Source organism: Pedobacter xixiisoli (assembly GCF_900215335.1).
Lineage (GTDB): Bacteria > Bacteroidota > Bacteroidia > Sphingobacteriales > Sphingobacteriaceae > Pedobacter > Pedobacter xixiisoli.
In genome coordinates, this window is record NZ_OCMT01000002.1 from 1,156,792 (window position 1) to 1,170,881 (window position 14,090).

Below are 14,090 nucleotides of genomic sequence, written 5' to 3' on the forward strand. Positions count from 1 at the left end.
GGCTCGAGTTAATATCCAATTAATATCTGAAAGTTAATTTTGAGCCATGATTAGAAGAGATTTCATCAAAAACGGGACACTTTCTGCTTTAGGCATTTCGCTGGTAGGTACTACGGAAACTTTTGGGCAACTATTTACACCTAGTAATAAGGATACCATAGGCACAGCAAAAAATATCATCTTTTTAGTGAGCGATGGAATGAGCAGTGGCACACTTACCATGGCCAACTTGCTATCTAACAGAATGTACGGCCGTGAAAGCAGATGGATATCGCTCTACCGTGAAAAAAAAGCGGTTAGGGCATTTATGGATACCGCTTCTGCAGATTCGATGGTAACCGATTCGGCCGCTTCAAGTTCTGCTTGGGGAGGAGGAAAAAGGGTAAATAATGGCAGCCTAAATGTAAATGCGGATGGTTCGCACAATACACCAATTTTACAGAAATTTAAAAATGCAGGCAAAAAAGTGGGCTGTGTAACCACCGTACCTATTACACATGCTACTCCAGCTGGGTTTTGTATATGCAACAAATCCAGAAATAGCCAAGCAGAAATAGCACTTCAATACCTTCCGCTCCAATTCGATGTGATGATGGGTGGTGGCGACAAATACTTTAATCCTACCAAAAGGAGCGACAAAGTAGATGTGTATGCTAAGTTTGAAAAAGCGAGCTACCAAATTGCTAAAACAAAGGCACAAATGTTATCGGCCAAAAACCAAAAACCTATATTGGGAGTATTTGGCAATGACGCCCTTCCATTTACCATAGACCAACTACACGATAAAAACCATCAAGAACTTGTGCCAACACTCTCTGAAATGACCGTGAAGACCATAGAGCTGATGAAAGACCATCCCAATGGATTTGTTTTACAGGTAGAAGGCGGAAAGGTAGATTGGGCGGCTCATTCAAATGATACCTCAGGCTTACTTTTTGACCAAATTGCATTTGACCAAGCGGTAGAAAAAGCCATCGAGTTTGCAGAAAAAGACAAAAACACCTTAGTGATTGTGACTACCGACCATGGTAATGGCAACCCTGGTTTATTTGGAGAAGACAACAGCGACCAGAAGTTTGACCTATTCCAGAAATTTAAACATAGTAACGAGTGGATATTAAACGAAGTTAAACCCAACACTAGTCCTGCGAGCCTTATAGAAATGATTCAGCATGGACAAGGTTATGCCATTTCAAACGAACAAGCAAAAGACCTATTGTCACATTACCAAAAACTTGATGGAGGAGGCTTATACAATGCCAGAAAACTGCCCTTTGAGCTACTGGGGAAAATACAAAGCAATTATACTTCTGTGTACTGGGGCTCGATGGACCACTCGGCAGATTATGTGGAATTAGCAGCGTATGGACCAGGGAGTGAATTAATGGAACCTTTTGTACGCAACACAGAACTACACAACCTGATGCTTAACGCTACCGGACTGAAAGTCTAACAATAACAATATTAAAATCAATAACGTAAAAAAGCATCTCAATAAGATGCTTTTTTACGTTATATGACTTTTGAAACATCAGTTTCGCAGCCAAAATATGCAGATTATTTGAATTACTATAAGTTCAAATCTTGAACAAACTCTAAAGAATTGGTCAATAAATCCGAATTACCAATTGCTGCAAAAGTTGAAACATATACTTTTACAAAATCTATTCCTGGCAAGTGAACTTTCTTGCCTGTTTTATCTACCGCCCAACTAATGTCTATCGACGGGTCTTTTATTCCGCCGTAGCCCCATTCAAAAGTACCAACGTTAAAAGTCGTTCCTTCTCCATCGCTTACATCTTTAATAGGAAGATATAGTTTGGTACCTTTCAAGGTATAAGTATTTGACATCCAAGCAGGATAATAGTTATATCGCTTCCATTTATCAGTTTTGGTAAGGTGAGCTGTACCATTTTTATTATCCGTCCATTTGAGATAACTGGTGTCAAACTGCCAAGACTTTGTACCTGGCGTCGCTACTTTGTCGGTAGCGGGTTTATAGTAAGTCATTTCGTAATCTTTTATCGTAGTAGACTTATGATGCTCACTGCCTGCAATTTCAAACCACTCATTTTCATCGGCAATACCGTTTTTATTGGCATCATAAGCCACAAAAATACTGGCTGGTGTGTATTTTATCGAGCCACTTGCCATCTGCATCTGGACGGTAAAATCACGTTTATTATAAGTGTTGATTACCGTATGGTCGAAGCCAAGCACAATGTAACCTCCAAAAGTTCCCAAAGGCACTGCTTCGCCATTATTAAGTGTCGTTTTCACTTCTTCCAATACCTCTGCCTTTGAAGTAAAACTGAAGTTATTCATATTGAAACAAGGTGAAGGTACATAGTCAATTAGAGAAAGTGCGGTTGCTCCATACGTTTTTCCCGTTTCTGAAACCACCACTGTGGTTGTTGCTTTTTTGACCAGTTCGCCAGAGGTTACCGTTAATTCTAAGGGATAAGTTGCAGCTTTGGGCATAATAAAGCTCAAAGTTTTTGTATCACCGACTACAACCTCTTCTACTACACCACTTTGATTGGTTACTTTTGCTGTCCATCTGTATTTGGCAACAAGGCCTTTATTATTCTCGATAAGCACTTCCGGATTAATTTCCACGACATTGAACCTAGCCGTTGTAAATGATGCTGCCAGTTTAATACTCATTGTTTGTTCTGGAACTGGCGTTGGTTCATTTCCACTATCATCTTTACTACAAGAAAAAAAAGTAGTCAGCGCCAATATGCTAAAGAAATATGATATACAATTTTTCATCTGTAAGCTCAATTATCTAAGGTTATATTTTTTCAATAGGTGTAAATCTGCAGCGCCAGCAAATCTGGTCGCCATAGATGATTGCTGTTGGCAAAGCCCCATCGGTTCGCTTACACAATTCACAATTTTGATGAAATCTATCCCTGGAAGATTTGCTTTATTTCCGTTTTTATCAACTGCCCAATCTAAATCAATATCTGGATCAGCGGCATTTACATAGCCCCATTCGGGAATATCAAAATTAAAAAGTGTGGTCTGGTTAGCACGTGCAGGTGCAAAATTCACATTGAATTTGATGCCCTCAAAAACAACACTTGTTTCAGATAGCCATGCTGGGAAAAACTCCTTTTTAACTTTCGGTCTAGGCAGATAATAAGATGCTCCCTGATTATTTTCACAGAAGATATGCTCACGGTCGACGAAAGGGTCATTAGGACCAGCTGCAACTAAGGGTTTTCCGTTTGCTGGTTTATGATAGGTAATCTTAAAACCTTTTATGGTAGTGCTTTTAGCATGTAGACTTCCAATAATTTCATACCATTCATCTTCATCTGGTTTTCCGTTCTTGTTCTTATCATATGCCACATAAATCAACCCTGGCGCAGGTGGATTAGCCTTGTCGGTTAAAATGCCTCCATATAGCCTAAGGTCTTTTTGTCCAGCTACATTAATAACCGTATGGTCAAAACCTACCACGATCGAACCTCCAAAACCTCCCAAATCTAATTGATAACCAACGCTAGTCTCATTAATTCTGCCCAAAGCCGTTTTCATGACATCTACCTTAGTATTTCCTGTTTTGAAAAGTTCATTAGCGAACATGCCTGGCGCAGGACTAAAATCGAAAATACTGGTAATGTAAGGATTGAAGTTGGCTGCCTCATTTGTAACGTTAACCATCGTTTTTTTGCTCGAAATTTTGGTTCCTTCTTTTACATTCAAGGTTAACTCATAAGCACCAGGGTAGGCCGTAATAAACCTAAGGTCTTTGGTCGTTCCCATCAGAGAATCGATAGTATTGTCTACCGGATTTTTAGTCATTATCCACTCGTAGGTAGGGTTGTTTGCATTTGCAGATGCGTTAATGTTCAATACGGCAAATGTGGCTACTTCATATTTATCTTGAAGTGCAATTTCGATGGGGCTGCTCTCGTCTTTGTCTTTACTGCAACTAGTAAATAGCAATGCCAGTACCAGCACGGTTAAGTGGGTAAAATTCTGTTTCATTATTGATTACGAATTAGATTTGTATGTGCGTTTATTTAATTCTAGTGGGGATATTTTCTTTTAGCAAGTGCAAATCGGTAGCACCCATAATTTCGGTCGAAGTTTCGCCGAGCCAACCAGCTTGTTGATTTAGGCCATTGTAAACTTTTACGAAATCGATACCTGGCAACTGTACCTTATTCCCGTTCTTATCAATTGCCCAATCAATGTCAATTGCCGAATCATCGTCGGTATTAGGTGCATTATCTGCATAACCATAAAGAAATGCGTATTGTACAAAATAGCTGCCATTCCCGCTTTCATCAACAGCGTTGTCGGGTAATCTGGTACCTTTAAAAGTAATGCTAGGTTGGTCTTTGAGCCACTTTGGCCAATAATCTAAGGAATGGTTGTAAGCGTTATTTTGGATCAGATAGCCATCTTTACCTTGATTATCTTTCCAATAGATATATTCCATATCAACAAAACCCACGGTGCCTGTAGCACTTCCTGGCACAGGAACTTTATTTGGGTCTGGTCGGTAATAAGTGATTTCATAGTTATGAACGGTTTTTGCCATGTTATGTCCAGCGCCTTCTATTTCATACCATTCATCATCTGGCAAACCATTTTTATTTTTATCGTAAGAAACCATAATTACACCAGCTTCGCTACTTCCACCACGCATAGTAGCATCTGGATTAGGATTGGCCTGTGCCCAAAAAGCATTACCTAGTACCCTAAAATCACGCTTGCCTTTTACATTCAGAATGGTATGGTCGAAACCGAACACAATGTAACCGCCAAATGCACCTAGAGATAATAAATCTCCACTTTTTTTAGCCAGATAAGTGTTCGCTCTAGTCAATATCCTATCGTAGGTATCGCCATCATTAGCAGAAGGCAAATCATTAATAAACTGCCCTGGAGCAGGTCTAAATTCAAATACCTTATTGATATAGGTTTTGTATTCGCTGGTTTCTTTAGTTACCGAAACCTTCACTTTTTGTATCTGCGTATTTCCTTTGTCAGTTACTACGACAGTTAGTTCATACACACCAACTTCTGCTGCAGCGAACAAAACTTCTTTAGTATTAGCACTGGTTAACGAGTAGTCTTGTGATGGTGCAGTACTTACACTCCATTGATAAGTGGCCTCCGTACTGGCTACTATATTTGAAGTGATGGCAACTACCGAAGATCTTACTGCTTTATGTGTACCTTCCTCTTCTGTCGGATTAGGTTCAGCACCTTTATCTTTAGCGCATTGCATAAGCAACAATGCCAATAATAACACCAAAGTAGGCCTAAAAAAAATAAAAGTTTTATGATACATACGTTATTTTAGTTTTTAGTGATAAAAGCGAAATGTGCCGGAATATTGCCTGCGCTGGTTTTCCATTTTAATTTACCTTCTGGAGTGAAGCAATACACATAGCCCGTAACTACATAATTTTGCGCATCGGTAAGGTAAATTTCTTTGGTCTCTGGATTAACCTTCAAGCCATAAGGAATCATAATTTGTTTATCGGTACCATCGGTAATGATTTTATTGCTGATTACTTTTTTGGTTTTGGTATCCATAATGCCGTAGGTTATTTTGTTGCTGTTCGTTAGGTAACTCCACTCAACGCTATAGAAATAAAGCAAGTCATCTACCAAGCACATGCCCAATACTGGCATATTCAACACGCTTTTCTTTTCATCGGTTTTGGTATCAATCACAAAAAGATTAGAATTCGTATTGTAGTAGTCGCCTCTAGAATTCACATAAATATCGCCCCTGCTATCTACCTGCATCCCATAAAGATTAATACCTACATCAATTTTTTTGATTTCGGTGAAAGTGTTGAGGTCAATTACCGAAACGGTTCGATCATAGTTTGGCACACGGTAACCACCAGAATTGGCTACGTATAATTTACCGTTCTGTACCACCATTTGTTCGGGTTGGTAGCCAACATTTACTTTACGTTTAATCTGTAAGGTTGCTGTGTCAATTTCGGCCACAAAACCAATTTCGGCATTGGGGTCTATGGCTACAGGACCAGCATAAGAACTTACATAAGCCTTACCTCCATGAAAAGCCATATACCTACAATTTGGTACGTCGATTTTGTTGATGCGCTTAGCCGTCCATTTATCTATCACCTCTATCTTGTTAGAACAGTTGATAACCGCATAAACTTTATTGCCATAGATTTGGATATCGTTCCCAACATCGCCAAGTTCTTTCACCACCGTTGGATTACGTTCCGAATAAATATCTACGGTATAAGTTCCAGTTCGGTAGTTGAACAAATCGATACTAGCCCTGTTCATGCCCATGTTTCCCTCGTTTAACATGTAAAAACCTTCAATGTTACCACCATTTACTGGCAAGGCGACATTCTTAGCTGTAGAAAGAAAAATAGTTTCGTCCTTCCGGCAGGAAATAAAACAAAGGGCTAAGCAAAAACCGATTAATATGTTATTGGATATCTTTCTCATAACTGAACACTCATGATTAACCTGAACGTACGTCCGGGCATAGGATAATTATAAATCACTTCGTAATGCTGATTGAGCAGATTATTAGCTTCTATTGTAGCTTTAAACTTATAGTTACGAACTGTGAAAGATTTCTGTGCGGATAAATCGTGGGTGTACCAAGGCTGTACTTCGTTCACTTTAATGTTATTGACGTTCCCATTGTACCGCTTACCTACGTAAATGAAACTGTAGTTAAAGTTCCATGTTTCGGTACCTGCGTTAATAATTGCAGAACCGCTATGCCATGGCGTGTAAGGAATTTGGTCGCCGTAAGATGAAAGTGCCAAACCTGCGAAAGTGGTAAAATCCTTACTTTCCGCATAGGTATAACTCAAATTAGTGGATAGGTTTAGTTGCTGAATGCGCTTACCCAAATTAAGTACCGTTTCTATCCCTTTACCTCGTACTTGTCCCATGTTGGTCATCATCCAACGGAAAAGATTTCCGGTAGGAGCGGCAACAATTTTATCTCTAGTATGCGTGTAATAGGCATCTGCCTGAATAGAAAATTTGTTTAAAAATGCTGTTTCAGAAAGGAAATTATACGTAAAACCAACATCGTACTGGTTCATGTATTCTGGTCTTAATGTACTAGAACCAACCATGGTATAATACAGATCGTTAAACGTAGGCATCCTGAAAATACGCTTAGCAAAAGCTCTTATATTAAAATCTGTTTCCTTAAATGGTTGATAGCCTAAAAATATAGCAGGTGTAAACTCTGTTTTGTCTGGCGCTTTAGCATTGTAACGCACTTGTTCGGTAACATGCGTACCAACTACACTGGCCAGCACCTTAAACTCGCCAAGCCTAAATGAACTTGCCAATGCAGATAACACTGTATAGCGTTGCGGATAAGAAAACTGTGTTTGTATACCTTTTCTAGTCGCATCTAACTTGTTGTACTGGAAATCTACAGCTAAGGAAATATCCCAAATTGGTAAAATACTGTACATACTTACGGTAGAAAAATAGAGCTCATGTTGGTAATAGCTATCGTCAGACTGAGCACCTTCAGTAACCGTTTCGCCCAATATACTGGTGGTATCTCTCGCTAAATAATGCGTATAATCGTAAGCATATTTGGCTCTAGTCTGAAATTTGAATTTATCCGAAAAATCCTTTACCAAATATCCTTGGGCAAAGAAATTACGGTCATATTGCCTATATCCATCAGCAAACTTATTGGCTACAATTGCTCCAGGCGCACCTCGGTCCGAGTCGTAGTAATAAAGTTTTGCATCCCAAGAACCTTTTTTGATTTTACCATATAAACCCGATTCCACCCTTAACGCAGCGATATCGCTGTTATGTCTGGTAGCTGTGGTATCATAGGCCAAAGAGCCATCTTGGTTATTTCTCTTATACCTAAATGAGTACTCGCCATTAGACTTGATGTACTGCGAACTTACACTCAAGCTTACACTATCACTCAATCGCTGTTCCCAACGAAACGACGGGTCGTGATAATTGATGGACATGGTTTTGTAGCGTAGCAATAAGTTAGTGTTTTTACCATCTTTAAAGACCGGCTTTTTTGTTCTCATGTAAATGGTAGAGGCAGCAGAAAAATCCTTCGCCGACTGGAAGATTTCGCTTTTTTGACCATTGTACATCGTTAAAGCCTCCATGTCGTCAAGCGAATATTTACCCAAATCTGTGACACCATTTTGAGCATTGCCAAGTTGGATACCATCGTAAAAAACACCTACATGATGGGTGCCCATATTGCGTACATCTACAGTTTTCAATCCACCAAGACCACCATAGTCTTTAATTTGTGTGCCTGCAAAATACCGTAACGCGTCGGCCACATTATGGCTTGCTAAGTTTTCTAACTGCTTTCCAGAAAGGCTTTGTACAGGGATCACTTCCCTGTACGGTTTTCCAGTAATGATGACATCCTTTAATACTTTCACGGTATCTTTCGGTACTTGCGCAAGCAGTACTAAAGGCGACCATAATAGAAGAAGTGTAAAAGTTGATATCTTATTTCTGTACATCACTAAATAATGGTAAAAACTTATCAGGATGGAACAGACGGAATTATAAAAAGCCCCTCGCTATCTGCTAGCGGAGCAATTCCTTGTTGTTCAACTCCATTCCTCGAAAGTTTCAAACTATGTAACCTTGGCAGGTATCCTGACTTGTTCCATCTTTAAGCGACCTTCCCATCCTTAAAAAAGAACAGTGGTTGATGTGCCCAAAGATTTAGATAGAACTTACAGTAGCGGGCCTGTCCGGGATTTACACCCGATTCCCTTTTAACCATTATCTCCTATCATTTAGAGAAATGGACCAAAATCTAATGCCGCAAAGATAGCATCTATTTTTTAAACCGTGTGCTTGTTTCTTGATATGTAATGAAAATCAGTTCATAATGACATCACAAATACCACCATTTTTCTTAACACAGAATTAATATGCTTGAATTAGCTTTGCAGCAAATGAAAGAAATTGCCGATAGCGAACTGCTCGAATTGACTAAGCAATCAAGCTATCCGGCGTTTAATGAGCTGTACCAACGTTATTGGAAATATATTTACACCATTGCCTACAAAAAGCTTGGTGATAAAGATGATGCCGCCGACCTAACGCAAAATGTGTTTATGGAGTTTTACCATAAGCGAGAAAATCTGGTTATCCATATTCCGATTAAGAACTATTTGCGTACGGCTATGCTTTATAAGCTTTCCAATTATTTCCGTACCAAAGGGTTTCAAGAGAAGCATTACCTCAACTTTCAGCAATTTATTCAACAAGCGCAAGATTCGGATAGTTCATTTGACCTCCTGACCACCAAGGAGAACGAATTAGAATTTGAGGAAATGGTGGAGTTAATTTACCGGACCATAGATGAGATGCCAGATAAGATGAAGGAAATTTTTCTGATGAGCCGCAGCGAACAATACTCTATCGTAGAGATTGCAGATAAACTAGGCCTGTCTCCGCAAACCATCAAAAATCAAATTAGTAAAGCCTTTACTCGCATTAGGGAAGCTGCTGCACAAAACAACCTTAACGTTACGCAAGTGGTGATTTTGATTTGGCTAACACAAGCTTAACATAAGCTTAACAATTTTTTTGTGGTACTTTTTTCAATCTGTGTTTAATAGTTATGAATGCAGAACAGAAAAAAACTCAACGCCTCGTTTAAGCGACTCTTCCGTAAAGACGCAAATCTTCAGGAAAGACAATTATTTGCTCGCTGGTTTAGCAGCCTAGACCTTTCTAATGGTCAAATTTTTAGCAACCCGCAAGAAGAGCTACAAATTAAGGATAAAATGGAGCAGCATTTACACAGCCATTTTTTCCCAGTGGAACAGCAAACGCGTATCAGGAAGCTACCAACTTGGTTTCCTTTAGCTACAGCGGCAATGCTTACCATTGTAGCGGGCACCATTTGGCTAATTGGCATGCCTAAAAAAGAACAACAACTTATTTTAGAAGAAACCATTACCCGAGCAGCTGAAAGAAAAATCATTACGCTGGGTGATGGTTCTGTAATTACGCTCAACAATGACAGCAGAATAAAATACCCAAAAGTATTTAGCGATACCCTACGTGAGGTTTACCTAGAAGGAGAAGCCTTTTTTGACGTGGCCAAGAATAAATATAAGCCTTTTGTGGTTAAGACAGGCAAGCTAAGCATCAAAGTATTGGGCACCTCGTTCAACATCAAACACTACAGTGCAGACCAAAATATAAATGTGGTAGTAGCAACGGGGAAGGTAGGTGTTAAGGCCGCGGGACAACATCAAACGTGGTTATTGACACCCGGCCATCAACTATTGTACGATAAATTAAACGCTAGTGCCGTACAAAATCTAGTAGACCCAGCTGATTATATCGCTTGGCAACGAAGTGAATTAATCTTTAAGGACGAAAGGTTGGAAGATATCTGCAAGCGATTAGAAAGATGGTACGATGTGAAAATTACCATCCGCAATGCGCAGCTAAAAAACAAACGCATTAGCTTGAAACAGAAAAATGAAAGCCTAAGCACCGTACTCAAAATGTTGGGCATTGTTGGCGATTTTAAACATCAAATAAATGGCAGAGCGGTTGAAATCTGGTAGACCGCAAAAAGAGCAAACTTAATTCAAGAGAAAGGAAAAGCTATGGAATAAACACCCTTAACGAAGCTAACAAAGCGGAAGAATCTCACCTCTCCCGCCCAAAAGCTTTTATAATCATCAAGCTACTAACAAAATAATCATTTAAAAAAAGCCATGTACAATTCTACAAAAAGAAGTGCAATTAAACTACTATATTCTATGACGAGATTAACTTTTCTGATGACCATCGTTACCCTGACCTTTTCGGGAGTAATCTTGGCGTCGGATGTCAAATCTCAAAACTTAAAGGATGTCAAGATTAGTCTTGATGAAAAACCAAACACCCTTAGCGCATTATTGGGTACGCTAGAAAAAAAATCTGGATTTAGCTTTGCCTACACACAAGAAATTGGAAATATTACAGGATTTCATCTTACTGGAAAAACCAACACACTTTACGACGTTTTAACAGAAATTTGCCGACAAAAGAACCTACGCTTTGTACGCGAGAACTATCTGATTGCCATTGTAAGGGCGCCTAAACCCCAACAACCTGGTCGCATTTCGGGAAAAATTATGGATGATAGAGGTGAGGTGCTGCCCGCTGCAGGTATCAAAATTGTAGAAACAGGTGCCTTTATCCAAAGTGGTGTAGATGGCACCTATAACATTGCCATAAAACCAGGAAACTACACCTTGGAAGTAAGCTACATTTCTTTCCAAACTAAGCGTATTACCGACATAAATGTGAAGGAAGGTCAGTTAACAAATCTGAATGTGACCCTTAATCCCTCTACGAGTGCCTTACAACAAGTTACCGTAACTGGAAATTATAAAAAGGAGAGCGTAGCTGGACTTTATGTACAACAGAAAAATGCCGCCGGATTAACCGATGGTATCTCCGCAGAACAGATCTCTCGTACCCCCGACAGGCATGTTGGAGAAACTTTGGGTCGTATAACGGGAGTAAGCACTACCAATGGTAAACGTGTGGTGGTTAGGGGAATTGCCGAACGTTACAACGTGGCCACACTCAATGGTAGCGTGCTCCCAAGTACCGATGTGCTGCAGCGTAATTTCGAATTCGACCTGATTCCTACCAATATGGTAGATCAAGTGGTCGTATCTAAGTCTATCACTCCAGATATGCCCTACGGTTTCGCTGGTGGTTTGGTACAGATTACCACCAAGGCTATTCCTTCGGAAAATTTCATTTCGTTTTCTACAGGTATTGGTATCAACGACCGTACACAAGGAAAGGATTTTATGGGCTATGGACGGGGAAAATACGATTACTTAGGATTTGATGACGGTACCAGAAACCGTTACCCAGAAGGCATCCTAGATATCACCTCCAATTTCGACCCTAGAAAGTCTGATGCACAAAACAAAATTACCGCTGCACAAGTAGCAGAACAGAACAAACGCATTGGAGGCACTGAACGCTTGGGCGCCCGTATTTTTGCGGCAGCCCCTTCGCAGAACTACCAGTTAACTATCGGTAGGCTTTATTCACTGAGCAAAACCAAAGTGCGCAAATTGGGCTATATAGGCTCTGCCAGTTACCGAAATACCCAACGCAACAGCTACATTGCCAACATGCGACGTGGCGATTGGGCGCAAAGGGCAACAGATGCAGATGATATCACCGATGTCAACACTGGTAACCGCTATAACTTTAATACCTCATTGGCTACTTTGCTCAATGTGGGCTTCAATACCGAAAAGCACCAATTGAACAGTTATAACATGTACAATAGGGTGTTCGACAACGAGTTTAACCGACTAACGGGCTGGGATAACGAAAGACCTAAGAGCTCTTCCAATCCCTACCCTACCGTAGAAGAAGATGAGCGTCCCAAATTTACCGACATCCTACAAAACAAACTGGTTGGAAAGCATAGCTTCGGAAATCTTAGCTTAGACTGGAGCGGCTCCAAAACCTATCTTAAACAGGTAGAGAAAGATGCCACATACGCTAATCTTAACAATAGAGAATACGCCAACTATGCACCGTTATACAGCTATTATCCAGGACAAGCCAGCGATCCGGGTTGGGGTACTTTTCACCGAGGCAAGTTTAGCTACCGCGAAACTAATACGGAAACCATGTTCAATGCTGCCTATAATTTTCGTTGGGGAAATACCTCGCATATCCTAAAAGCAGGTTACAACAGCCAATACCGCCGTGCCTCAAATAGTTGGTTAGTACTGCCTATCGTAGTTTCCAATCCTTCGGTCATCAATTATTCAGAAATACCTATTCAAGAATGGGGTAACTATATGGATATGAAAAATAGATTGACCAGTCTTTTCTATAATACTTCGAAGTTTACCGACGCCGAGTTTGAAGGAAAAAGCATTACGCATGGCAGTTATCTAATGTTGGATAACAAAATAGGTTCCAAATTGAGGCTAGTATGGGGCGCAAGAGCAGAATACTTTAGGCTCGACACGCTTAAAAACCCGGCAAGTTTGCTAATTGACCAAAATACTAAGCTATTATTGGACGAAGAAAAAAACTGGAGGTTCATGCCATCAGCAAACGCTACCTATAGCCCACTATCAAGCTTAAATATTAGAGCCAGTTATGCAAAATCTGCCGTAAGACCTGGACTAATGGAAAACTCCAGATTTTCGCGAGTAGATCCCAATCTAGGCTCTAGAGTACGTAGTAACGGCGTAACCACTACCTCTATAGATAACTATGATGCCAAAATAGAATGGTTCCCTGGAGCGGGAGAGCTTATTTCGGTAGGCTACTTCTACAAGCACTTTGATAAGCCAGCCGAATTCTACAGGATAAATAATAGCAGTAGCGGTATCCCTTACGTTACCCTATCTAATTCAGAATGGGCAAAAGTGAGTGGCTGGGAATTCGAAGTTAGAAAGAGCCTAAACTTTATTCTTCCAAAAACTTCTTTTTTAAACAATATCTATCTGATGGGAAACCTAACGATACAAAAATCTGAAGTTAAGGGTAGGGAAATAAGGTACAATACCGACAAACCAGGAAAGCCAGAGCCCTACTATTATTATATGAAATATCCGCGTCAGCTTTATGGCCAGGTGCCACTACTTTATAATATTGGAGCGCAGTATGCGGGAGATAAGCTAGGTTTAAACATCACTTATAACTATATGGATTACAAAACCTCTGTTACCTCCAGCGAACCTATGCTGGCCGAATATGAGCGTCCACGTGGCCAGCTAGATCTTCAGGTGAGCTACCGTTTCCTTAGTAAAAGAATGGAAGCTAAGCTGAACATGAGTAACCTTACCGATGCACCTTTCCGCTTCTTTGTAAACGATGCCTATACCTATCAGGTTAAACCTGGAACAGAAAATTTATTGAACGCCGAATGGGCAGAACGTTTCGAGTACAAACCAGGCTTCTCTGAGAAATTCGAAAAAGGTTATACCGAAGAAGGAACCGGAATCTTGATTGGCGATAGGGAGTCGTTTACGAGATATATCGGCAGAACCTACAGTTTATCCCTATCCTATAAATTTTAAAAA

The 14,090-nt window shown here is 40.1% G+C and carries 9 protein-coding genes and 1 riboswitch; of the genes, 4 read left to right on the plus strand and 5 right to left on the minus strand.

What is annotated here, in order from left to right; genetic code table 11:
* Window positions 1–46 precede the first annotated feature (46 nt).
* Window positions 47–1,453, plus strand: a complete 1,407-nt coding sequence (locus CRO54_RS11230; protein ID WP_097131972.1) for an alkaline phosphatase — start codon at window positions 47–49, stop codon at window positions 1,451–1,453.
* Between the two features lie 116 nt (window positions 1,454–1,569).
* On the opposite strand, the gene CRO54_RS11235 is transcribed toward CRO54_RS11230, so the two are convergent.
* From CRO54_RS11235 to CRO54_RS11255, 5 genes are read right to left on the minus strand one after another with little or no spacing between them, the layout of a single operon-like run.
* The gene (locus CRO54_RS11235; RefSeq protein WP_138765808.1) at window positions 1,570–2,775 is read right to left on the minus strand and encodes a hypothetical protein; all 1,206 of its coding nucleotides are present in this window, start codon (window positions 2,773–2,775) and stop codon (window positions 1,570–1,572) included.
* Window positions 2,776–2,787: 12 nt separating this feature from the next.
* On the minus strand, window positions 2,788–4,002 hold the full coding sequence (locus CRO54_RS11240; RefSeq protein WP_097131976.1) for a hypothetical protein: 1,215 nt from the start codon (window positions 4,000–4,002) through the stop codon (window positions 2,788–2,790).
* Window positions 4,003–4,033: 31 nt separating this feature from the next.
* Window positions 4,034–5,317, minus strand: a complete 1,284-nt coding sequence (locus CRO54_RS11245; RefSeq protein WP_097131978.1) for a cell surface protein — start codon at window positions 5,315–5,317, stop codon at window positions 4,034–4,036.
* 8 nt (window positions 5,318–5,325) lie between these two features.
* Complete coding sequence (locus CRO54_RS11250; RefSeq protein WP_097131980.1) at window positions 5,326–6,471, minus strand: DUF5074 domain-containing protein; 1,146 nt, start codon at window positions 6,469–6,471, stop codon at window positions 5,326–5,328.
* A complete protein-coding gene (locus tag CRO54_RS11255; RefSeq protein ID WP_097131982.1) occupies window positions 6,468–8,516 on the minus strand; it encodes a TonB-dependent receptor in 2,049 nt (682 codons plus the stop codon). The genes CRO54_RS11250 and CRO54_RS11255 overlap by 4 nt, the downstream gene beginning before the upstream one ends.
* A gap of 112 nt (window positions 8,517–8,628) precedes the next feature.
* A riboswitch (cobalamin riboswitch) is annotated at window positions 8,629–8,831 on the minus strand.
* Window positions 8,832–8,936: 105 nt separating this feature from the next.
* Between CRO54_RS11255 and CRO54_RS11260 the strand changes: the two genes are divergently transcribed.
* The 3 genes from CRO54_RS11260 (at window position 8,937) to CRO54_RS11270 (ending at window position 14,087) form a co-directional block, all read left to right on the plus strand.
* Window positions 8,937–9,578 (plus strand): sigma-70 family RNA polymerase sigma factor, encoded by a 642-nt coding sequence (locus tag CRO54_RS11260; RefSeq protein WP_240775082.1) that lies wholly within the window; start codon window positions 8,937–8,939, stop codon window positions 9,576–9,578.
* 57 nt (window positions 9,579–9,635) lie between these two features.
* Complete coding sequence (locus tag CRO54_RS11265) at window positions 9,636–10,592, plus strand: FecR family protein (RefSeq protein WP_097131984.1); 957 nt, start codon at window positions 9,636–9,638, stop codon at window positions 10,590–10,592.
* A 198-nt stretch (window positions 10,593–10,790) separates the two neighbouring features.
* A complete protein-coding gene (locus tag CRO54_RS11270; protein WP_171047881.1) occupies window positions 10,791–14,087 on the plus strand; it encodes a TonB-dependent receptor in 3,297 nt (1,098 codons plus the stop codon).
* Window positions 14,088–14,090: the final 3 nt, after the last annotated feature.